Origin of the sequence: Brachybacterium sp. Z12 (assembly GCF_014400405.1) — a bacterium.
In the GTDB taxonomy this organism is placed as follows: domain Bacteria; phylum Actinomycetota; class Actinomycetes; order Actinomycetales; family Dermabacteraceae; genus Brachybacterium.
In genome coordinates, this window is record NZ_CP060496.1 from 1,620,359 (window position 1) to 1,642,333 (window position 21,975).

A 21,975-nucleotide genomic window follows, 5' to 3' on the forward strand; every position below is an offset into this window, starting at 1 on the left:
ACAATGTCGGGATGACCACCGCACTTCCCGCCGACCTCCTCAGGGCCCTCGAGACCGCCGGGTACTTCCCGCAGACGGCAGCTCAGAGCCTGTCGCGCTCGCTGCGCAGCGCCCCGCCGGTCGCATACCTGGTGCGCCCCGAGACCACCTTCGACGGCCCCGAAGTGCGCCGCCACCTGACCGTCCTGGTGCTCACCGCCACGCACCTGCTGATCACTCACCTCGATGACGATCCCGCGGACGCGCTGAACCCCAGCCAGGTGGTCTCCACCACCGAGAGGATCCGGTTGCAGCGGATCACCGCCACCGGCCTGTCCCAGGTGTTCGACACCGACGGGCAGCACAGCCCCGCTCGGGAGGCGGAGATCACGCTCGGCGTGACCTGGGACGGGACGCGCCGGGTGGATGTCGAGCGGGCGGTCTGCGAGGACCCCAGCTGCCAGCTCGACCACGGGTACACGGGCACCACCGCGCCCTCGGACCTCGCGCTGCGGGTCAGTGCTCTGGCCGATGGTGCGGGAGCCGTCGACGAGGCGCTGGCCTTCCACGACGTCCTGCTCGACGCGATCGATGCGGCGACGGCCTGAGGCGGGCATGAACGGACCCGACCCCGCCCCCGGGCGTCCCCTGGCCCGGAGGCTCCACAGATGTGGCCCTCGGACCTGCTGCCCCCACCGTTCGCCGCCGGGGCCCGCCCTGGCCTCCTGGACGTTCTGCGGCCGCTGGTCGACTCACCGGAACCCGGTCGCGATCTGGTGGTGCTGCTCGACGGGCTCGGGGCGGACCTCCTGCTCGAGCACCGCGCGCTCACGCCGACGCTCCGGCGTCTCGAGCAGCACACCGAGCGGGTGCGCACGGTCTCTCCGTCGACCACCTCCAGCGCCATGGTCTCCCTGCACACCGGTCTGCCTCCGCTTGAGCACGGGGTGCTCGGCTATCTCACGTACGATCCGCGGTCCGGCCGCAGCCTCAACCAGCTCACCGGCGCGCCCGGCACCGACCCACGCGGCTGGATGCCGCTTGCGACCCTCGTCGAAGCGGGAGCTCGTCGAGCGGTGCAGGTGGGGCCCAAGAAGCACGCAGGCTCGCATCTCAGCGGCGTCGCCTACCGGGGCTGGGAGTTCCGCGGGCATGGTCGCGAGGATCGCGTCGAGACAGTCCGCTCCGCGCTCCGCCGCGCCGGCCCCGACGGTCTGGTGCACCTGCATGTGGACGACGTCGACCACGCCGGTCACCGGTATGGCGTGGACTCGGAAGAATGGCGGACCGCGCTCGCGGAGGTCGACGGGCTGATCGGCACCCTGCTGCGCCGGCTCCCGCGAGGCACACGGCTCCACGTCACCGCGGATCACGGCATGGTCGACACCTCACCCGCGCACACCACGGACCTCGCGGATCATCCCCGGCTCCTGCGCCTGGTCCATGAGGTCGCCGGTGAGGCGCGGGCGCTGGCCCTCCACGCCGTGCCCGGCGACGGCGCCGGTGAGGAGCTCGCGGCCGCACTCGAGACCCTGCTCGGCGAGCGGGCGCTGGTCCTGCCCCGCGAGAGGATCCTCAGCAGCGGTCTGCTGGGCCCGATCGGCGCTGCGGTGTCGGCGCGGGTCGCGGAGCGGCTGCCGGACGTGCTGGTGCTGTCCCGGGGGCGGTGGAGCGTCGATGATTTCTCCCGCCGACCGGACACCGCGCGCGCCATGCTAGGCGTGCACGGCTCGCTGACCGCTGCCGAGTGCTGGGTGCCGCTGCTGCGCACCGTGGTCTGAGCACGCCCGCCGCGCTCTCGAGAGGCGGGCGCCGTTGCTCACTCCTGCTTGGAGCCGAAGACGATCTCGTCCCAGCTGGGCATCGAGGCGCGCTTGCTCTTCGGGCGCTGCTGCTTCCGCGCGTTCTTCGCGGGCGCATCGTCCTCGTCCTTCTCGGACGCGGCGGGTGCCGGGGAGGCGGTGTCGAACCCGGGCAGCGGGGTGAGGTCCACCGTGTCCTGGTACTGGATCTCGCCGCCCTCCTCCTGGGAGGGTGCCTCGTCCGTCTCCGCAGGCTCGGGGCTCACGAGCTGGTCGTCCGCGGGGGAGAGGGCCGGCTCGTCCTCGAGAAGGTCTCCGACGCCGTCGTCTGCGGTGGCGGAATGCTCCTGCTCGGCCTCGAGATCCGGGTCATCGCTCTTGGCATCTGCCGATCCTGCGACGTCGTCCTGCGCCGGGATGTCCGTCCCGGGCTCGGCGACCGGCTCGATGTCGGTCTGCTCGGGCTGCCCGGACTCCGGGACGTCGTCGAGATCGGACCAGACGGTCGCGGACTCCTCGGGCCGCGGCACCGAGCGCAGGCCCCGTCGTGCGTTGAGGGCGTCGAGCTCGCTGTCGTCGATGACCGAAGGATGCTCCTCGGCGACGGGGCGGCGAGGCGGCCAGGTGCGCACACGGGGCGACGCCGCGGGGCTGCCCTCCAGAGAGCCGTCGGCCTCGAGGTCGTAGACGGCGCTCTTGACGGCCTGGAGCCGGCCGCGGCCGCGGGTCGGCTCCGGCGGAGCATCCTCGTCGCTGATCCAGCGCGCCTCGTCGTCCACCGGCGAGACGGTGCGGTTGGAGGTGTCCGCGACCCAATGCGCCTGCCGGGTGCGGCCACCGGCGGAGAAGGTCAGCTCGAGCGTCCAGGTGCCGTCCTGGCGGCGCCAGGCGTCCCACGCGGTCTCCCCGGTCGCCTCGCGGGCGGCGAGGCGCTCGGCGACGACCTCCTGCAGCGCAGGCCCGCCTCGGCCGACGGGGAAGGTGCGGGCCCGCTGCGCGGTCCACTCGCGCTCGGCGAGGACGGGACCCTCATAGCGGCGGACGTGCTCGAGGGGGATCTCGGAGGCCTCCGCGATGTCCTCGGCGCTGCGCCCGGAGCGCAGCATCGCCTGGATCTCCCGCGGACGGACCGGGGCGGCGTCGGCGGCCTGGATCATGTTCAGCGCCGGGCGGTCGGAGCGGACCGCGGCTCGCAGCGCCTTGTCGATGCGCAGCGTGTACCGCTCGCCATCGGAGTCGACCAGGAGCAGATGTTCCCCGTCGTCATGGATCCCGTCGAGTTCGAGCTCGCGCATCGTCGTCCTCTCCGTCGGAGCCTGGTCGCTTGCGTGCAGAAGTCTAGGCCGTGACCATATCGTGCGGGGCCGGTCGCTGCGGGTTCCCCGGGCCGGGGACACGGCGTGTTGCGCGCCAGCCTGGACGGCGTGTTGTGAGTCGCAGGTCCCTCTGCAATAATGCCGCCGCATTCAGCGTTGAGACCCGGGCCGACCCGTTGTGACCCGAGAGGGCTCACCGGCGCGGAACTGCTCCAGCCACCCCCAGGTCGGAAGACCTCGATGACTACCAGGAACGGACCGTAGATGGCCACTGATTACGACGCCCCTCGCAAGAACGAAGACGAATCGAACGACGACTCCATCGAGGAGCTGAAGGGTCGACGGAACGAGGCCGCGACCCCGACGGTCGACGAGGACGAGGCCGAAGCCGCGGATTCGTACGAGCTCCCCGGCGCCGACCTCTCGGGCGAAGAGCTCTCCGTGCGGGTCCTGCCCCGTCAGGCGGACGAGTTCACCTGCGCCAGCTGCTTCTTGGTGAAGCACCGCAGCCAGATCGATCACGTCGAAGGGACCCTCATCATTTGCAAGGAGTGCGCTGCGGCCTGACCCCGCGCCCTTATCGCAGACGAGAACGGCACGGCCCCTGATCAGGGGTGGTGCCGTTCTTGTCGTCGAGGGTGTTCAGAGGGTGTTCAGCGGCCCTGTCGCTCCTGCAGCTGCTTCGCGGTGCGCAGCGCGAGGGCCAGGTCGTCGGGACGCCGGGACGAGGCGACCCACGCCGTGGTCGGATCCGCGTCATCGAGCACCTCGACGCGGAGCCCGGAACGGGTCCAGCCCCGTACGCAGTGATGGGCCAGAGGCTCGAAGTCCTGCCCGACGGTGCGCGCCCACTCCTCGCCATGCAGCACGGTCACCTCGCCGAGCAGATCTACGTCGATCCGCGCGCGCCCCAGCTGGAACTGGCCGTTCTTGACCTCGAGCAGCGGGGAGTACTGGTAGACGAGCGCCACCAGAGCGATCACGCAGACCACGGCGACGACGATCGCGACAGTGAGGTCCAGCGGCACCAGCACGAGACCCAGGGCCGCCCCAACGCTGACCGCTACGAGCCACCACCCGATGCCGGGGAACAGATGTTCGCGGAACAGTGAAGTGCCCTGCGCTGGCTCGCGGGCGGGAGAGGATCCCGGTGCGGTCGAGGAGGGGGAGTCGGCGGTGTGATCGGCTGCGGCGGACATGCTCCCATCGTCTCACGCAGCGCCTGTGCGCCTGCGGCGGCGATGATCACCCTGGGGGCTCCGAGCCCGCTGGATGCGAAGCCGGCAGAACGGCATACCCTGTGCCCATGCCTGTCGATCACGCTGACATCACTCCGGGGACGCAGCAACCGCCGCCCCCGCCGCTCCCACGCTGCGGATCCGTCGCAGCGGAGCGACCCCAATGCCGCACCGGGCGCACGCCGACGACGCCGGACTCGATCTCTCCAGCGCCGAGGAGCTGGTGATCCCGCCCGGAGGGAGAGCCCTGGTGGACACCGGGCTCGCCGTCGCCCTGCCTCCTGGCACCGTCGGGATGGTCTGCCCGCGCTCCGGTCTCGCCGCACGCCACGGGGTCACCGTCCTGAACGGTCCCGGTATCGTGGATGCCGGCTATCGGGGGCCCGTGAAGGTCTCCCTGCACAACACCGACCCGACCGAGCCGTTCGCGCTCCAGGTCGGCGACCGTATCGCTCAGCTCGTGGTGGTGCCTTTCCTCGCCCCGGTGCTGCAGGAGGTCGAGGACCTCGACGAGACGGACCGGGCTGACGGCGGCTTCGGCTCCAGCGGCGGATTCGGAGCCGTGGGCTCCCCGGTGACCGCAGACGAGACCACGGAGGGATGACCATGGGACTGTTCTCCCGGAAGAAGAAGAGGCAGCAGCAGGCCGAGGTCGAGGACCTCGAGCCGAAGGACGCCATCGACACGGAGCCCTCCGACGAGGAGCAGGACGTCGAGGCGGCTGAGGAGGACGCCGCTCCGCGCGGCGAGCACCTCGAGGACGGCCCCTACGACGAGCGCGAGGCGCCCGAGGAAGACCACATCGACCTCGGCGGACTGCGCGTCCCCACCATCGACGGCATGGAGCTGCGCATGGAGGTCGATCAGCGCAGCGGCTCGGTCACCGGCGCGAACCTGGTGATAGGCGGCTCTTCGCTGCAGGTCCAGGCCTTCGCCGCGCCGAAGACCCGCGGTCTGTGGGAGGACGTGCGCGCCTCGCTGCGGGACTCCGTCGTCAAGCAGGGCGGGACCGCCGAGACCAGGCCCGGCGTCTTCGGCACCGAGCTGATCACCCGCCTGCCGGTGAAGAGGACCGACGGCCGCACGGGATACCGTCCCGCTCGTTTCATCGGCATCGACGGGCCGCGCTGGTTCGTCCGCGCGATCCTCACCGGGAAGGCGCTCGGGGACAAGGAGCAGTCGCGTCGCTTCGAGACGCTCATCTCCCGGCTCGTGGTCGTTCGTGGCTCCGACGCCATGGCGCCCCAGGAACTGATCCCGCTGCACCTGCCCGGAGAGCGCCCGGGCCTGAACCCGATCAGCGCCGGCCCGACGGACCCGCTCGCCCGCGGACCCGAGATCACGGAAGTCGGATGAGCGCCCCCGGATCCGGCCACGAGTCGCGCGAGCGCCGCCCCGAGCTCGGGGGCACCGAGACGTCCGGCGGGGGAGGGGACGTCGAGGACGCTGCCGGTCCCGCTGCGGAGGAGACCCCCGCCCCCGCGCGCAGCGGACTCGGCGCCGTCCTCCAGGAGGAGGAGTTCTCCGTCTCCGATGCCATCGGCGGGCCGCGGGGCATCGCCGAGTCCGTGCTCCCCACGCTGCTCTTCGTCGTGCTGTTCGTCGCCACCCGCTCCGTCGTGCTGGCGGCTGGTGTCGCGGTCGCGGTGGTGGTGGTGCTCCTGATCGCCCGGATCGTGCAGCGGCAGAGCCCGTCCACCGTGCTCGGAGGGCTGCTCGGCGTGGCGCTCGGCGCGGTGCTGTCGATCCGATCCGGCGAGGGGTCCGACTTCTACTGGCCCGGCATCGTCATCAACGCCGTCACGCTCCTGGTGCTGCTGGTCACCGTTGTCGCGCGCAAGCCGCTCGTGGGCTTCCTGGTGGGGCTGCTGGACCCGCGGGTGCAGGACTGGGCCTCGGAGCCCGACGCGCGCCGCGTCTACACGCGGGCGACGCTCCTGTTCATGGTGCTCTATGCCGCGAAGATCGCGGTGCAGCTCCCGCTGCTGCTGACCGGGCAGGTCGCCGCCCTCGGCGCCGCGAAGATCGCGATGGGGCTGCCGGCCTTCGCCGTGGTCGCCTATCTCGTGTGGCTCATGCATCGAGGGCTGCTCGCACGCCGCGAGCTCGGCTGAGCCCGCTCCCACCCCGTACCCGGGGATGGGCGCGAGGACCGTCCACTGGATGAGACAATGGACGGAACGGCTCCCCGCACCAGGCCGCAGGTCGAGATGCGGAGCCCCCAGAGATCGAGCAGCCACGGTCCGCGACGCGAGCCTCCGCGCGGACGGGAAGAGAGTGGTCCGATGACCCCCGATGCCGAACACGCGCCTAGCAGCTCCGCCCTCGGCGGGCGACTGCTGACCCTGACCGCAGGGCCCCCTGCGGCCGGCGGCACCTTCGTCGCGCGACACGAGGGTCGAGTCGTGTTCATCCGCGGCACCACCCCGGAGAGACCGTGACCGCGCGCCTGCTCGAGGACCCGCAGGAGCGGGCCTCCGCGCGATTCTGGCGTGCCGAGGCTCTCGACGTCCTCGAAGCCGGCCCGGATCGCGCCCCCTCCGTCTGGGAGGAAGCGGGCATCGACGGAGTGGGCGGAGCGGAGTGGGCGCACATCGCACTGCCGGCGCAGCGCCGGATCGCCAGCGAGGTGATGCAGGAGCTGCTGCGCCGCGCCGGGGTGAGCAGCTTCCCGATCGAGCAGGTCCAGGTCGAGCCGGCACCCCATGATGCCGAGGGGCTCGCATGGCGCACCCGCGTCCGTTACGCCGTGGACGAGGAAGGGCGCGTGGGCATGCGCGGCTGGCGCTCCCACGAGGTGCGACCGGTGGGCGACGATCCGCTCTCCGCCCAGGCCATCCGCGACCTGCGGCTCGGGGACTGGATCGCTCCCGAGGGCACCGAGGCGATCGACGCCGTCGCTCCTTCCGCAGGTCCGGCCTCCGTGGTGCTGATCGGTCGCGACCTCGATCCGAACTCCGTGGAGATCCCCGACTCCTGGGGAGACGCGGATGTCGCCGTGCGGACCTCTCGCGGGCTGGTCACGCTGCGCGGAGACGGCACCGTGCACGAGCGGGTCGGAGAGCGCCTGTTCACGGTCAGCGCGACCGGTTTCTGGCAGTCGCACCGTCGCGCCGCCGATCTCCTGACCGAGGTCGTCCAGGCCTCGCTGGGCGCCCCTGCCGGGGCAGCGCCTGGGACCTGTACGGCGGAGTCGGGCTCTTCTCCGCCATCGCCGCACAGCAGGTGGGTGCCGAGGGCACCGTGGTCTCGGTCGAGGGCAACCGCCGCGCCTCCCAGCTCGCAGCGGAGAACCTCGAGGATCTGCCGCAGGTCTCCACGGCCACCGCGGACGTCACGGACTGGGTCCGGGCACGCCGCGGCGGGGTCGACGCCGTGGTGCTCGATCCGCCCCGCAGCGGTGCGGGTGTCGAGCTGATGGAGCTGCTCGCGACGAACGTCCGGCAGCGCATCGTCTACGTCTCCTGCGAGCCTGCGACTCTCGCCCGTGATCTGGCGGCGATCGAGAAGAAGGGCTGGCAGCTCTCCGATCTGCGGGCCTTCGACCTGTTCCCGCACACCCACCACATCGAGTCCGTGGTCGTGCTGGAGCGTGCCGGCGCGTGACTCGGCGGGGCATGGCTCCGTCCCCGATCCGACACGCACCGCTCAGCTGACGGCCTGTCAGATCAGCCGCACCGGGCGTGGTATTATTTATCTTGACTTCAAGATAAATGCCGGAGCGATCCGGCCGCCCCTTCGTCGGCCTGCATGAGCAGCGGTTCGTCGCGAGGTGCTCGTTCTCCCGCCACGGGCGGGATGCGCGCCTACGATGGAGGGGTCAATCCCACACCAAAGGAGTTCGCCTGATGAGCACTGTCGACTCATTCTCAGCGAAGCAGGATCTCGCCGTCGGCGGGACCGACTACGAGATCTATGCGCTCGACGCCGTGGAAGGCGCCGACAAGCTTCCCTACAGCCTCAAGATCCTGCTCGAGAACCTGCTGCGCACCGAGGACGGCGCGAACATCACCGCCGACCATGTGCGTGCGCTGGCGAGCTGGGAGCCCTCGGACGATCCCTCGGTCGAGATCCAGTTCACCCCGGCCCGCGTGATCATGCAGGACTTCACCGGCGTGCCCTGCGTCGTCGATCTCGCCACCATGCGTGAGGCGATGCAGGAGCTCGGCGGCGATCCGGAGAAGATCAACCCCCTCGCCCCGGCCGAGATGGTCATCGACCACTCGGTGATGATCGACGTGGCCGGCCGCCTGGACGCGCTCGAGAAGAACATGGAGCTCGAGTACGAGCGCAACCGCGAGCGCTACCAGTTCCTGCGCTGGGGCCAGACCGCCTTCGATGACTTCAAGGTCGTCCCCCGGGCACCGGCATCGTGCACCAGGTCAACATCGAATACCTGGCCCGCACCGTCATGACTCGTGAGATCGACGGGGTGCTGCGTGCATACCCGGACTCCTGCGTCGGCACCGACTCGCACACCACCATGGTCAACGGTCTGGGTGTGCTCGGCTGGGGTGTGGGCGGCATCGAGGCCGAGGCCGCGATGCTCGGCCAGCCCGTGTCCATGCTGATCCCGCGCGTGGTCGGCTTTAAGCTGACCGGCGAGATCCCGCCGGCCGCGACCGCCACCGATGTGGTGCTGACGATCACCGAGATGCTGCGCAACCACGGCGCCGTCGGCAAGTTCGTGGAGTTCTACGGCGAGGGCGTCACCCAGGTGCCGCTCGCGAACCGCGCCACCATCGGCAATATGAGCCCCGAGTTCGGCTCCACCTGCGCGATCTTCCCGATCGATGAGGTGACCGTCGACTACATGCGTCTGACCGGCCGCTCCGAGGAGCAGCTCGCGCTGGTCGAGGCCTACGCCAAGCGCCAGGGCCTGTGGCACGACCCCTCCAAGGAGGCCGAGTACTCGGAGTACCTCGAGCTGGACCTGTCCACCGTGGTCCCCTCGATCGCCGGCCCGAAGCGCCCCCAGGACCGCATCGTCCTCACCGACGCGAAGAAGTCCTTCCGCGAGGTGCTGCCGTCCTACGCGGGTGAGCCGCACGTGGTCGAGGAGGGCGAGAACTCCGGCACCTTCCCGGCTTCCGATCCCGCGAGCCAGGGCTCCGACAACGACTCCGGCGGCTCCGCTCCCGAGCACCAGCACGTCACCGGCCGGGCCTCGAACCCGGTCCAGGTGGAAGGCCGGGACTTCTCGATCGACCACGGCATCGTCTCGATCGCCTCGATCACGTCCTGCACCAACACCTCCAACCCCTCGGTGATGATGGCTGCCGGCCTGCTGGCTCGGAACGCCGCTGATCGCGGACTCGTCTCCAAGCCGTGGGTGAAGACCTCCATGGCCCCCGGGTCCCAGGTCGTCACGAACTACTACACCAAGGCAGGTCTCTGGCCGGCACTGGAGGCGCTCGGCTTCCACCTGGTCGGCTACGGCTGCACCACCTGCATCGGCAACTCCGGCCCGCTGGACTCGGAGATCTCCGACGCGATCGCTGAGAAGGACCTCGCCGTCACCGCGGTGCTCTCGGGCAACCGCAACTTCGAGGGTCGCATCAACCCCGACGTGAAGATGAACTACCTGGCCTCGCCGCCGCTGGTCATCGCCTACGCGCTCGCGGGCACGATGGACTTCGACTTCGAGAACGACTCCTGGGCACGGACAAGGAGGGCAACGAGGTCTACCTCCGCGACCTGTGGCCGAGCCCGACCGAGGTCGAGAAGGTCATCGCCGAGTCCATCTCCCAGGAGATGTTCACCGAGGACTACCAGGACGTCTTCACCGGTGACGAGCGCTGGCGGGGCCTCGACACCCCGAGGGCGCGACCTTCGAGTGGGACGCCGATTCCACCTACGTGCGCAAGCCCCCGTACTTCGAGGGCATGGAGCTGCAGCCGGAGCCCGTCCGCGACATCGCGGGCGCGCGGGTGCTGGTCAAGGTCGGCGACTCGACCACCACCGACCACATCTCGCCCGCCGGTGCGATCAAGCTGGATTCCCCGGCCGGTCGCTACCTCCAGGAGCACGGAGTGGCCCGCAAGGACTTCAACTCCTACGGCTCGCGCCGAGGCAACCACGAGATCATGATCCGTGGCACCTTCGCCAACATCCGCATCAAGAACCAGCTCCTCGACGGTGTCGAGGGCGGGTACACGAAGAACCTCCTGACCGGTGAGCAGGAGTTCATCTACGACGCGGCCCAGGCCTACGCCGAGAAGGACATCCCGCTGGTCGTCCTGGCCGGCAAGGAGTACGGCACGGGCTCCTCCCGTGACTGGGCGGCCAAGGGCACCAAGCTGCTCGGAGTCCAGGTCGTCATCACGGAGAGCTTCGAGCGCATCCACCGTTCGAACCTGATCGGCATGGGCGTGCTGCCCCTCCAGTTCCCGGAGGGCGAATCCGCCGAGTCTCTGGGCCTGGACGGCACTGAAACGTTCTCCGTGACCGGCGTGACCGCTCTGAACGAGGGCACCATCCCGAAGACGGTCAAGGTCGTCGCTGCCAAGGAGGATGGCGCCTCCGTGGAGTTCGACGCGGTGGTCCGCATCGACACCCCGGCGAGGCGGAGTACTTCCGCAACGGCGGCATCCTCCAGTACGTCCTGCGCTCGCTCGTCGCCGCCGCCTGATACCCAGGCAGCTCGATCGACGAACGCGTCGCCCGACGCCCCGGCCCTCTGGGTCGGGGCGTCATCGCGTCCCGGGGCTGAGCCGTGCCGCTGCGGTCCCGCATGCACCATTGCGCGGGACCTGTGCACCGCGATGCACACCGCCGCGAGCACGCGTGAATCCCCGGTGAAGATATGCACAGATGTGACCGTGTCGCACGTCGCCACTGGTCAGGGCGACGTAGCCTGAGCATGTTCCGGCCCCGTCCCTGAGGGAGGACCCGCGTGTCCACCACTGAGCAGCGTCTCGCCACCCCGTCCCGCGGACGTGAAGAGGTGACGCCCTCGGCCCCCGCTGCGGACGCGGCGACGCCGCCGTCCGAGGTGCCGATCTGCGCGGATCCTGAGGCGCTGCGAGGCCTTCCCGCCGAGCAGCTTCCCGGTCTCGCCCGCACCCTGCGGCGGCGCCTGGTGGAGATCTGCTCGCTCAGCGGCGGTCATCTGGGCCCGAACCTCGGTGTCGTCGAGCTGACCATCGCCCTGCACCGCGAGTTCCGCTCCCCAGCCGAGCCCATCGTCTTCGACACCGGCCACCAGGCCTACGTGCACAAGATGCTCACCGGCCGCGCAGACCTGGCCGGGCTGCGCACGGCGGGCGGCATCGCGGGCTACCCCGACCGCGGCGAGTCCGCGCACGATCTGGTCGAGAACTCCCACGCCTCGGGGTCGATCGCCTGGGCGCACGGGCTCGACCGCGCGCACCGGCTCGCCGGGGCCGACGGGGCAGCCGTCGCGGTCATCGGGGACGGCGCCCTGACCGGGGGCGTGGGCCTGGAGGCCCTGAACCTGCTGGCGGCCGACCGTGGCTCCCGCGCGGTCGTCGTGCTGAACGACAACACCCGCTCCTACGCCCCGACCGTCGGCGGCATCGCCGAGCATCTCGGCGCGCTGCGCGCCGGCGAGGTCCGTGCTGGCGAGGACATGTTCACCGCTCTCGGGCTCACCTACGTCGGCCCCGTCGACGGGCATGACCTCGGGGCCCTCGCCCAGGCTCTGACCGCCGCACGGCGCGCGGCAGAGGACCCCTCGAGCTCAGGGGTGCTCGTCCACGTCCTCACCCGCAAGGGCGCAGGCTTCGCACGTGCCGAATCCGACGCCGTGGACCACTGGCACGCCACCGGGCCCTTCCCCTCGAGGCGGAGGAGACGAAGTCGGCGCCGGCGGAGACCTGGACCTCGCGGTTCGGTGCGGCCCTGCTCGCCGCCGCGCGCGCCGACGAGCGGGTGATCGCGCTCAGCGCCGCGATGATCGACCCCGTCGGCCTCACCCCGATGCAGCGGGAGATGCCGGGACGCGTGCTCGACGTCGGCATCGCCGAGCAGCTCGCGCTCGACACCGCAGCCGGGCTCTCCGCGGGGGACGCAAGCCCGTGGTCTCGCTGTACGCGACCTTCCTGAATCGGGCGATCGACCAGCTGCTGCTCGATATCGCCCTGCACGGCGAGGACGTCACGATCACCCTGGACCGTGCCGGGGTCACGGGCGATGACGGCCCCAGCCACCACGGCATCTGGGATCTGGCGCTCGCGACCCACGTACCCGGTCTCTCGCTGTGGGCGCCCCGCGACGCCGCTCGGCTCGACGCGGCGGTCCCCGCCGCCCTGGCGACGGCGGGGCCGTCCCTCGTGCGCTTCCCCAAGGGGGCCTGCCCGCCGGAGCTCCCCGCCCTCGCCCAGCTGCCCGCCGGAGAGGTGCTGGCAGGGGACGCAGGCGCTCCCATCGACATCCTGCTGGTCTCGATCGGCGCCCTCGCAGGGCGGGCCGTCGAGGCGGCCGCGGAGATCTCCCAGAGCCATCCGGACCTCAACGTCCTCGTCCTCGACCCGGTGCAGGCCCTCCCGCTGGGGGAGGAGCTGGTTGACCTCGCCGCCTCCGCCCGCGCGGTCGTCACGCTCGAGGACGGCCTCGCCGAGAGCGGGATCGGAGCGGCGCTCGGCACCCGCCTCGCCGGCTGCGCCACGCTCGCCGCGCCCGGACCGGTGCTGCGCCCCCTCGGGATCGAGCGGGAGTTCATCCCGCACAGCAAGCGCGATGCGATCCTCGCGGCCCAGGGCCTGGACGCCGACGGGATCGCGAAGAGCCTCCGCGACCTCCTATGAGCTGACTGCCCGGCTCAGCCCAGCGAGCTGCGTGGGGAGGGGTCGTCCGCCCGGGCGGTGAGGATGATCGGCGCTCCGTCGGTGACCTGCAGCGTGTGCTCCGCATGGGCGCCGCGCGAGCCGTCGGCCGAGAGCTGGGTCCAGCCGTCGCGCTCGTCGACCTTGAGCTCCGCGGTGGTGGGCACCAGGAACGGCTCGACGGTGATCAGCTGCCCGGCCACCAGGGTGGGGCCGCCCCCGGGGTGCCGTGGTTGGGGACGAACGGCGCTTCGTGCATGGTGCGTCCCACGCCGTGACCGCCGAAGCGCTCATTGATCGTGTAGCCGAGCCTGTGCGCTTCATTCATCACCGCATGGCCGATGTCACCCACGCTGTTCCCGGCCGTGACCTGGTCGATGCCCGCCCACATCACCCGCTCGGTGTCGCGGATCAGCTGCAGGTCCTCAGCGCGCGGGGTGCCGACGATGATCGAGAGGCAGGAGTCCGCGACCCAGCCCTCGACCTCGACTGCGAAGTCGAGAGAGAGCAGATCTCCATCCTCCAGCACCCGGTCGTACGGGCGCCCGTGGAGGACTCCGTCGTTGACCGACGTGCAGATGGCGTGACCGAAGGGCGAGGCGCCGAAGACTGGGTGGTACTCGATGTAGCAGCTGGTCGCCCCGGCCTCCCGGATCATCCGATGAGCCTCGGCGTCGACCTCCAAGAGGTTCCAGCCGACATCCACTACCTCTCGCAGATGGGAGAGCACAGAGGCGACGAAATCGCCTGCGGGACGGGCCTGGGCGAGTGTGGGCAGCTCCTGCGCGGAGCTGCGGCGGCGCTTTCCGAGGATCATCGTGCCTCCGTCCCGGTATATGCGACGTTCTCGGCGGCAGATGCCGTGTCCGGCTCCTGCCAGGTGACCAGTCGAGCGCCCACCCAGGCGATCGCCGCTGCGAACAGGGCGGCACCGATCAGGTGGAGGAAGACGATGAGCTCGGGGAGCCCCAGGAAGTACTGGATGTAGCCGATCACGCCCTGCGCGACGGTCAGCACCACCAGCCACCAGGCGGCGACGATCGCCTCGCGCCGGGCCCGGGCACGATGGAGGATCACCAGGAGCACGGCGAGCGCGGCGCAGAAGACATAGACCGCGATCGCATGGATGCGTGAGATCACGATGGGGTTCATGTCGATGCGGGTCACCTCTCCGGCATCGCCGGAGTGCGGCCCGGTGCCGGTGACGATGGTGCCCAGCACCAGGACTACGAAGCCGATCACCGCGATCGGGACGAACACGGCCACGGCGCGGGCGGGCACCGCCCGTCGCATCGGTCCGTCACCGTCGTAGAGACGCACCAGCAGCACCATCGAGAGTCCTGCGAGCACGGGAGAGATCAGGAAGTGGGGGCTCACCACACCGGGGTGCAGGTCGAGCCACACCACGAAAGCACCGATCAGCGCCTGCAGAGCGGTGCCGATGAGCGGCACCAAGGACAGACGGCGGAAGCCCGCGCCCTTGTGGCCGAGCCAGCGCCAGGAGACCAGCAGCACTGCGATGGCGAACACGCTCAGCACACCGGTGAGGGAGCGATTGCCGAACTCCACGAAGGGGTGGATCCCCGCCTCCATGGTCAGCTGCGGGGTGAACTGTCCGGGCTCGCAGTGGGGCCAGGAGGAGCAGCCCAGGCCGCTGCCGGTCAGCCGCACCGCACCACCGGACAGGATGATGCCCAGCTGACAGATCAGGTTCCCCCAGAACACGACTGCCGCCACGCGGGCGCGTCGCACCGGCCCCCAGGAGGGGAGGCGGGGATCGGGCAGAGTGGTGATGCGCCCGTGGCGCTCTGGGTTCCGCCGTGCGGCGGCGACGGGACTGGACATGCCCCTGAGTCTAGATTCAGCCCCGGGGAGAAGGCTGATCCGTGTGGACGGATGCGACGGACGACGCACCGGCCGGCGTCAGCTGTCCGTCCAGCGGAACCAGCGGATGACGGCCAGCACACCCGCGACAGCCCAGGCGAGCAGCACCACGACAGAGCCGAGGGAGAAGCTTCCGGAGGCCAGACAGGCACGCAGCAGCTCGCCGAGCGCGCCGGAGGGCAGCAGGTCCACCAGACCGCCCAGGATCCGCGGATACGCCTCGGTGGGGAAGGCGACGCCTCCGGCGGCGATCAGCAGCACGAAGACCAGGTTCGACACGGCCAGCACCGCCTCCGTGCGGAGCGTCCCCGCGATCAGCATGCCCAGCGCGCCGAAGGCGACGGTGCCGATCAGCCACACCGGGACCATCGCCAGCAGGCCCAGCAGCTCCGGACGCCAGCCGATGATCAGCGCGATCAGGCCCAGCACGACGACCTGCAGCACATGGGTGGTGAGGGTGGCGAGGATCTTCCCGGCCAGGTAGCCGCCGCGGCCCAACGGGGTGGTCGCCACCCAGCGCAGCACGCCGTTGCGGCGGTCGAAGCCGGTGATGATCGCCTGGGAGGTGAAGGAGGTGGAGATCAGCGCGGTCGCGAAGGTCGCGGCCACCGCGGTGTCCACTGCGGAGACTCCCTCGAGCCGGCCCAGCGGCAGCAGCCAGAGGCCGATCAGAACCATCGCGGGCAGGGCCACGGCGACGGTCAGCTGTTCGCCGTTGGACAGCAGCACCCGCGTCTCCAGCCCGGCATGGGAGAGGATGCGGCGCAGTGCGGGAGCGGGGCGCGGGGTGCGGTCGGACCGTCTGTCCGCAGGGTTCCTGGTGGCGGTCATCGGGGCTCCTGTCCGCTCGGGGATGCACTGCGAGGGGCGGAGCCGCTGGAGGAGACGGTCTCCGGCTCGTCATGCTCCTCATCCATCAGGTCCAGCAGCACGGACTCGAGGTCGGCCGCGCCACCCGAGGTGATCTCGAGATGGGCGCCGTGCCGTGCGGCAGCTGCTTGCAGATCAGCTTCGAGCGCGGGGGCAACACGGGGGTCCACGCCCGTGGCGGTGGCCTGGACGACCAGCGCGCCGTCGACTGAGCGATGGCTGCTGATCACGTCCTGCACCGACCCTGAGGCGAGCACGCGGCCGCGGGAGATCACCCGCACCGCGTCGGCGAGCCCCACGACATCGTCCATCAGGTGGGTGGTGAGGACGACGGCGGTGCCGGTGTGCGCCAGGCCCCGGATCAGCTCGCGCACCCGTCGGCGGATGGACGGGTCCATCCCGGCCGTCGGCTCATCGAGGAAGACCAGGTCCGGGCGACCGATGATCGCAAGTGCGAGGGCCAGGCGCTGACGCTGCCCGCCGGACAGCCGCCGCACCAGGGTGCGGGCGAAGGCATCGATGCCCAGGTGCTCGGCGACCTCGTCGACGTCCAGCGGGGCCGCGTGGAGGCTCGCCCCGTACCGCAGCAGCTGCATCGCCGACGCGCCGGAGGCCAGACCGCCGTCCTGGATCATCACCCCCACCCGCGCACGGTGCTTAGGGCTCGAGCGCCAGGGATCCGCGCCGAGCACCCGCACGGTGCCGTCATCGGGCTGCAGCAGGCCGGTGGCACAGGAGATCGCGGTGGTCTTGCCAGCGCCGTTGGAGCCCACCAGCGCGGTCACCGCGCCGCGCTCTGCGGTCAGGCTCAGACCGTCGAGCGCACGCACGGAGCCGTAGCTGAGCGTGAGGTCGTCGGCGACAAGGGCAGGGGAGTGGTCGTCCATGGCGCGCACCATCGTAGGCCGCGCCGCGCAGGACCGGGCACAGGACGTGAGCGACCGGTCATCCGCGGAGCGGCCCGGTGGGCTCAGCGGCCGGTGACCTGCAGCGGGGTGTGCGCAGGATCGACGACCTCGGCGGCGAGCGGTGCGGAGGGCGCAGTGCCCCCGGGGCCCCAGGTGTCGGTCTCGAAGCGGTCGCGGTCGTGCGGCTCGAGCAGAGGGTTCAGGTCGGGACCGACAGGCACGATCTGGGTGGGGTTGATGTCCTCGTGCACGAAGTAGTAATGCCGCTTGATCTGCTCGAAGTCGACGGTGTCACCGAAGCCGGGAGTGGTGAACAGGTCCCGGGTGTAGTCCCAGAGGTTCGGCATGCTCGCGAGGGTCTGACGGTTGGCCTTGAAATGGCCGTGGTAGACGGGGTCGAAGCGGATGAGGGTCGGGAACAGGCGCACATCGGCCTCGGTGATCGAAGGGCCCATCAGGTAGCGGCTGCGCCCGAGCCGCTCCTCGAGCTCGTCCAGTGCTGCCCACAGGGAGCGGTGCTCCTGCTCGTAGGTCTCCTGGGAGCCGGCGAAGCCGGTCTTGTACACGCCGTTGTTGACGTGGTGGAGCAGCCATCGGTTCAGCGCATCGATCTCTTCGCGCTGCGCCTGCGGGTACAGGTCCGGGGCACCCTCGCGGTGGTGCTCGGTCCACTCGGTGGCGAAGTCGAGGGTGATCTGCTGGAAGTCGTTGGTCACGACCGCCTTGCTGGGCACATCGACGACCGCCGGGACCGTGATGCCGCGCGGGTAGTCCGGGAATCGGGCGAAATATGCTTCCTGGAGCCGCTCGTAGCCCAGCACCGGGTCCACACCGCCCTCGTCGAGGTCGAAGGTCCACGAGCGCTTGTCGTGCGTGGGGCCGGGCATCCCGACGGAGATCACGTCTTCCAGCCCGAGGAGCCGGCGGGAGATCAACGTCCGGTTCGCCCAGGGGCAGGCCCGGGCGGCGACCAGGCGGTACCTTCCGGCCTCGACGGGCCAGCCGTCCCGGCTGTCACGGGTGATGCGGTCATCGATGTAGTTCATGTCGCGGTCGAAGGCTTCTTCGCCTACGGCGACATAGGCGCCGCGGGTCGAGTGGTCCTCGGGGGCGGAGTTCTCGGTGGACATAGGGTTGTCCCTTCGGGTCGGGGAGGCGTCGAGATCAGAGTAGTTGAAACTGATAATAAAAGAAAGGGGGCGGCCGCGCATGCGTGCCGACGGGGCGATCGCGCAGGTTAGGGGACCCTTCGTGCTGTGCGGCACAGTCGTTCGGTAGGTATTAGGCAAGGGTTGTGTTGTAAAATAAAAACAGCGATCGACGGGAGGAGGCCACGATGACCGCACCGGAGCTCGAGACGGGTGCCCCACAGACCACCCGGGACCGCCTCGTGGAGGCGATATCGACCCATGGGCCCATCACGGCACGCCGCCTGGCGGAGAGCTTCGGCCTCACCAGCGCCGCCGTGCGCCGGCACCTCGCAGCCCTCGAGTCGGAGGGAGTCATCGCCGAGCACGAGGTCCTCGTCGCCCAGCGCGGCCGGGGCCGCCCCAGCAAGTCGTTCGTGCTCTCGCCGTCAGCCCATGAGGACCTGCCCGGCGGGTACGACGAACTGGCCGTGATGGCAGTGGAGGAGCTCGCCCGGCTGGGCGGGGACGAGGCGGTGACAGCCCTCGCGGAGCGCCGCATCGCCGACTGGGAGAGCACCCATGACCAGCGTGTCGCCGAGCTCGAGGCGGCGGGGGAGACGGTCACCGTCGCCCGCAGGCTCGAGCTGCTCTCCGAGATGCTCACGCAGCGGGGGTACGCCTCCACGGTACGGCCGCTGCATGTTCCGCTGCCCGCCACGAGCGCGCAGCCCGGGACGAACCCGCGTACGCTCGTCACGGCGCAGCTGTGCCATGGGCACTGCCCCGTCCTCGACATCGCCGCAGACCACCCGGAGCTGTGCGAAGCAGAGTCCCGAGTCATCTCCCGAATCATCGGCGCCCCCGTCCAACGCCTGGCCACTCTGGCGCAGGGGGCGCATGCCTGCACGACACACATTCCGCTCACCGAGGGAAGGACATCATGACGAGCGCACCAGAAAAGCTCTCACAGGATGAGATCATCGATTCCATGGGCCAGTACGCCTATGGATGGCACGACGAGGACTCCGCCGGGGCCAGCGCGCGCCGCGGACTGTCCGAGGAGGTCGTGCGCGACATCTCGGCCCGCAAGGACGAGCCCGAGTGGATGCTCGAGCGCCGTCTGAAGGCGTTGAAGCTGTTCTACAAGAAGCCGATGCCCACCTGGGGCCCCGACCTCTCGGGGATCGCCTTCGAGCAGATCAAGTACTTCGTCCGCTCCACCGAGAAGCAGGTGACCTCCTGGGAGGACCTGCCCGCGGACATCAAGGAGACGTACGACCGCCTGGGGATCCCCGAGGCGGAGAAGCAGCGCCTCGTCTCCGGCGTCGCCGCACAGTACGAGTCTGAGGTCGTCTACCACCAGATCCGCGAGGATCTGGAGGAGCAGGGCGTCATCTTCCTCGACACCGATACCGCGCTCAAGGAACATCCCGAGATGTTCAAGGAGTACTTCGGCACCGTCATCCCCTCGGGTGACAACAAGTTCTCCGCACTGAACACCGCGGTGTGGTCCGGCGGCTCCTTCGTGTACGTCCCCAAGGGCGTCCACGTCGAGATCCCGCTGCAGGCCTACTTCCGGATCAACACCGAGAACATGGGCCAGTTCGAGCGCACGCTGATCATCGCCGACGAGGGCTCCTACGTGCACTACGTCGAGGGCTGCACCGCCCCGATCTACCAGTCCGACTCGCTCCACAGCGCAGTCGTGGAGATCGTCGTGAAGAAGGACGCCCGCGTCCGCTACACGACCATCCAGAACTGGTCGAACAACGTGTACAACCTCGTCACCAAGCGCACCACGGTCGAGCAGGGCGGCGTCATGGAGTGGGTCGATGGCAACATCGGCTCCAAGATCACCATGAAGTACCCGGCCGTGTGGCTGATGGGTGAGCACGCCCGCGGCGAGACCCTCTCGGTCGCGTTCGCCGGCGAGGGCCAGCAGCAGGACACCGGCTCGAAGATGGTGCACATGGCACCGCACACCTCGAGCTCGATCGTCTCGAAGTCGGTCTCCCGCGGTGGTGGGCGCAGCTCGTATCGCGGCCTGGTGCAGGTGATGCCGGGTGCAGAGCACTCCGCCTCGACCGTGCTGTGCGACGCGCTGCTGGTGGACACCATGTCCCGCACCGATACCTACCCCTACGTCGACGTCCGTGTCGACGATGTCCAGATGGGCCACGAGGCCACCGTCTCCAAGGTCTCCGAGGAGCAGCTCTTCTACCTGATGAGCCGCGGCATGGATGAGGCCGAGGCGATGGCCATGATCGTGCGGGGCTTCATCGAGCCCATCGCCCGTGAGCTCCCGATGGAATACGCCCTGGAGCTGAACCGCCTGATCGAGCTGCAGATGGAAGGAGCAGTCGGCTGATGACGACCACTGATCTGAAGGGTGCCGAGAACGCGGGGGACCCCGCGGCGAACGAGGCCGTGGGCCACGCCGCAGGGGCCGCCCCGGTCGCCGCCCAGACGGCCCTCGACGATGTCGAGACCACCGCCGCACCGGAGCTGGAGGAGGAGAGCCTGACCCTGCCGGGGCAGCAGTCCTCACCGGCCCAGGCCGCACTGAACCGCGGCGGACGCAAACGGTCCTTCGAGGTCTCCGACCACGAAGTGCCCAAGAGCGACATCGAGGAGTGGCGCTTCACCCCGCTGCGCCGCTTCGCGCCGCTGTTCGAGGACGTCGCGACCGACGACCGCGAGGGCGACCCCGCCGTCGACTACCAGGTCACGGTTCCTGAAGGGGCGCCGGATACCCCCTGCCTGGCTCCCGGCGAGGCCCCCGTGGCACCGTGCTGGTGCCCGAGGACCTGCCGACTGCGGTGGCCTCCGCTCGCTGCGAGCAGGCGCTGCACCTGGTCGCCGCGAAGAACGTCGCCTATGACGAGCCGTTCCGGGTGGATGTGACCGGCCGTGGCGCGGACCGTCGTGCCAACGCGCGCACATCGTGCTGGAGACCGAGGAGTCCTCCTCGGCGACGTTCATCCTCAATCATTCCGGCAGCGCGCAGTACGCGCAGAACGTCGAGATGATCGCGGGTGACAACTCGCAGATGACCGTCATCACCCTGCACGACTGGGACGATGACGCACTGCACATCGCCACGCACCACGCCCGCGTGGGCCGCGACGCCAAGCTCAAGCACGTCGCCGTCACCCTCGGTGGCAGCGCAGTGCGCCTCAACTCGATCGGTGAGTACGCCGCCCCCGGCGGCGAGATCGAGAAGCTCGGCCTGTACTTCGCCGACGAGGACCAGTTCTTCGAGAACCGCCTCTTCATCGACCACAGCGCCCCGCAGTGCACCTCCAACGTCGCCTACAAGGGCGCGCTGCAGGGCAAGAGGGCCCGCTCGGTGTGGGTCGGCGACGTGCTGATCCGCAAGGAGGCCGAGGGCACCAACACCTACGAGCTCAACCGCAACCTGCTGCTCACCGAGGGTGCGCGCGCCGACTCGGTGCCGAACCTCGAGATCGAGACCGGTGAGATCGAGGGCGCCGGACACGCCGCTGCGACGGGTCGTTTCGACGACGAGCAGCTGTTCTACCTGCGTGCCCGCGGCATCCCCGAGCTCGAGGCCCGTCGTCTGGTGGTGCGCGGCTTCTTCGCCGAGATCATCCAGCAGATCGATGTGCCCGAGATCCGCGAGCGCCTCTCGGCCTCGATCGAGGACGAGCTCTCACGGAGCATGAACTGATGTCGGACGCCTTCGTCCCCGTCGCCGCCCTGGCTGACCTCGCCCCCGGCGAGGCGATCGATGTCGCCATCGGCGACCTCGAGATCGCCCTGGTGCGCGACGAGGACGGCGGCGTCCACGCCCTCGAGGACCTCTGCTCGCACGATGAGATCGCGCTGAGCGATGGGGACGTCGAGGGGTGCACCATCGAATGCTGGAAGCACGGCAGCCAGTTCGACCTGGTCACAGGTCGTCCACTGCAGCTGCCGGCCGTCCTTCCCGTGCGGGTGTTCCCCGTGCGCATCGACGAGAGCAGCGGCGAGATCCTCGTGGATCCGACCGCGGCCCCCGCCACCTGAACCTTTCGGGCTCCGCCTGCGGCGCCCATCCGT

Annotated in this window: 20 protein-coding genes and 4 pseudogenes; 17 read left to right on the forward strand and 7 right to left on the reverse strand. The window is 70.1% G+C overall.

Going from position 1 to position 21,975, the window contains the following annotated elements:
- Positions 1-11 precede the first annotated feature (11 nt).
- Both H3H54_RS08610 and H3H54_RS08615 read left to right on the forward strand, forming a co-directional pair.
- Positions 12-587, forward strand: a complete 576-nt coding sequence (locus H3H54_RS08610; RefSeq protein ID WP_262426267.1) for a DUF5998 family protein — start codon at positions 12-14, stop codon at positions 585-587.
- A 60-nt stretch (positions 588-647) separates the two neighbouring features.
- Positions 648-1,760 (forward strand): alkaline phosphatase family protein, encoded by a 1,113-nt coding sequence (locus H3H54_RS08615; RefSeq protein ID WP_262426268.1) that lies wholly within the window; start codon positions 648-650, stop codon positions 1,758-1,760.
- A 38-nt stretch (positions 1,761-1,798) separates the two neighbouring features.
- Here H3H54_RS08615 and sepH read toward each other — a convergent pair whose 3' ends face one another.
- Entirely contained in the window at positions 1,799-3,076 is a 1,278-nt protein-coding gene (sepH, locus tag H3H54_RS08620) for a septation protein SepH (protein ID WP_262426269.1), read from the reverse strand.
- Between the two features lie 285 nt (positions 3,077-3,361).
- On the opposite strand from sepH, the gene H3H54_RS08625 reads away from it, so the two are divergent.
- Positions 3,362-3,664, forward strand: coding sequence for a DUF4193 domain-containing protein (locus tag H3H54_RS08625; RefSeq protein ID WP_262426270.1), 303 nt, complete (start codon positions 3,362-3,364; stop codon positions 3,662-3,664).
- Between the two features lie 86 nt (positions 3,665-3,750).
- Here the strand turns inward: H3H54_RS08625 and H3H54_RS08630 are convergent, their stop codons facing one another.
- Positions 3,751-4,296: a DUF3093 domain-containing protein gene (locus H3H54_RS08630; protein WP_262426271.1), complete on the reverse strand. Its 546-nt coding sequence runs from the start codon at positions 4,294-4,296 to the stop codon at positions 3,751-3,753.
- A gap of 202 nt (positions 4,297-4,498) precedes the next feature.
- Between H3H54_RS08630 and dut the strand changes: the two genes are divergently transcribed.
- The 10 genes and pseudogenes from dut (at position 4,499) to H3H54_RS19570 (ending at position 13,103) form a co-directional block, all read left to right on the forward strand.
- Positions 4,499-4,939, forward strand: coding sequence for a dUTP diphosphatase (dut, locus tag H3H54_RS08635; protein ID WP_262426272.1), 441 nt, complete (start codon positions 4,499-4,501; stop codon positions 4,937-4,939).
- On the forward strand, positions 4,936-5,691 hold the full coding sequence (locus H3H54_RS08640) for a DUF3710 domain-containing protein (protein ID WP_262426273.1): 756 nt from the start codon (positions 4,936-4,938) through the stop codon (positions 5,689-5,691). The genes dut and H3H54_RS08640 overlap by 4 nt, the downstream gene beginning before the upstream one ends.
- Positions 5,688-6,449, forward strand: a complete 762-nt coding sequence (locus tag H3H54_RS08645; protein WP_262426274.1) for a DUF3159 domain-containing protein — start codon at positions 5,688-5,690, stop codon at positions 6,447-6,449. The genes H3H54_RS08640 and H3H54_RS08645 overlap by 4 nt, the downstream gene beginning before the upstream one ends.
- Positions 6,450-6,620: 171 nt before the next feature.
- Positions 6,621-6,776: a hypothetical protein gene (locus H3H54_RS08650; RefSeq protein ID WP_262426275.1), complete on the forward strand. Its 156-nt coding sequence runs from the start codon at positions 6,621-6,623 to the stop codon at positions 6,774-6,776.
- The gene (locus tag H3H54_RS08655; RefSeq protein WP_262426276.1) at positions 6,773-7,753 is read left to right on the forward strand and encodes a hypothetical protein; all 981 of its coding nucleotides are present in this window, start codon (positions 6,773-6,775) and stop codon (positions 7,751-7,753) included. The genes H3H54_RS08650 and H3H54_RS08655 overlap by 4 nt, the downstream gene beginning before the upstream one ends.
- On the forward strand, positions 7,714-7,941 hold the full coding sequence (locus H3H54_RS08660) for a hypothetical protein (protein ID WP_262426277.1): 228 nt from the start codon (positions 7,714-7,716) through the stop codon (positions 7,939-7,941). Before H3H54_RS08655 ends, H3H54_RS08660 begins: the two co-directional genes overlap by 40 nt.
- A 242-nt stretch (positions 7,942-8,183) precedes the next feature.
- A pseudogene (gene acnA, locus H3H54_RS08665) lies at positions 8,184-10,966 on the forward strand (aconitate hydratase AcnA).
- A 264-nt stretch (positions 10,967-11,230) separates the two neighbouring features.
- Entirely contained in the window at positions 11,231-12,232 is a 1,002-nt protein-coding gene (locus H3H54_RS18870; RefSeq protein WP_316249178.1) for a 1-deoxy-D-xylulose-5-phosphate synthase N-terminal domain-containing protein, read from the forward strand.
- Positions 12,229-12,593: pseudogene (locus H3H54_RS19565) on the forward strand (1-deoxy-D-xylulose-5-phosphate synthase); the annotation flags it as partial. The gene H3H54_RS18870 and the pseudogene H3H54_RS19565, both read left to right, overlap by 4 nt.
- Before the next feature lie 102 nt (positions 12,594-12,695).
- Positions 12,696-13,103, forward strand: a complete 408-nt coding sequence (locus H3H54_RS19570) for a transketolase C-terminal domain-containing protein (protein WP_395963749.1) — start codon at positions 12,696-12,698, stop codon at positions 13,101-13,103.
- 14 nt (positions 13,104-13,117) lie between these two features.
- Here the strand turns inward: H3H54_RS19570 and map are convergent.
- The 5 genes and pseudogenes from map to H3H54_RS08695 form a co-directional block, all read right to left on the reverse strand.
- Positions 13,118-13,938 (reverse strand): annotated as a pseudogene (gene map / locus H3H54_RS08675) (type I methionyl aminopeptidase).
- Positions 13,935-14,966 (reverse strand): heme A synthase, encoded by a 1,032-nt coding sequence (locus H3H54_RS08680; RefSeq protein ID WP_262426278.1) that lies wholly within the window; start codon positions 14,964-14,966, stop codon positions 13,935-13,937. Before H3H54_RS08680 ends, map begins: the two are co-directional and overlap by 4 nt.
- A gap of 78 nt (positions 14,967-15,044) precedes the next feature.
- Positions 15,045-15,836, reverse strand: coding sequence for an ABC transporter permease (locus tag H3H54_RS08685; RefSeq protein WP_262426279.1), 792 nt, complete (start codon positions 15,834-15,836; stop codon positions 15,045-15,047).
- Entirely contained in the window at positions 15,833-16,762 is a 930-nt protein-coding gene (locus tag H3H54_RS08690; RefSeq protein ID WP_262426280.1) for an ABC transporter ATP-binding protein, read from the reverse strand. Before H3H54_RS08690 ends, H3H54_RS08685 begins: the two co-directional genes overlap by 4 nt.
- Before the next feature lie 83 nt (positions 16,763-16,845).
- Complete coding sequence (locus H3H54_RS08695) at positions 16,846-17,913, reverse strand: glutathione S-transferase family protein (RefSeq protein WP_262426281.1); 1,068 nt, start codon at positions 17,911-17,913, stop codon at positions 16,846-16,848.
- A gap of 206 nt (positions 17,914-18,119) precedes the next feature.
- Between H3H54_RS08695 and H3H54_RS08700 the strand changes: the two genes are divergently transcribed.
- The 4 genes and pseudogenes from H3H54_RS08700 (at position 18,120) to H3H54_RS08715 (ending at position 21,942) form a co-directional block, all read left to right on the forward strand.
- The gene (locus H3H54_RS08700) at positions 18,120-18,857 is read left to right on the forward strand and encodes a metalloregulator ArsR/SmtB family transcription factor (RefSeq protein ID WP_262426282.1); all 738 of its coding nucleotides are present in this window, start codon (positions 18,120-18,122) and stop codon (positions 18,855-18,857) included.
- Entirely contained in the window at positions 18,854-20,281 is a 1,428-nt protein-coding gene (gene sufB / locus H3H54_RS08705) for a Fe-S cluster assembly protein SufB (RefSeq protein ID WP_316249181.1), read from the forward strand. The genes H3H54_RS08700 and sufB overlap by 4 nt, the downstream gene beginning before the upstream one ends.
- Positions 20,281-21,604 (forward strand): annotated as a pseudogene (gene sufD / locus H3H54_RS08710) (Fe-S cluster assembly protein SufD). Before sufB ends, sufD begins: the two are co-directional and overlap by 1 nt.
- Positions 21,604-21,942 carry a non-heme iron oxygenase ferredoxin subunit gene (locus H3H54_RS08715; RefSeq protein ID WP_262426283.1) on the forward strand — a complete coding sequence of 113 codons (339 nt, stop codon included), beginning with the start codon at positions 21,604-21,606 and terminating at the stop codon, positions 21,940-21,942. The pseudogene sufD and the gene H3H54_RS08715 overlap by 1 nt, the downstream one beginning before the upstream one ends.
- Positions 21,943-21,975: the final 33 nt, after the last annotated feature.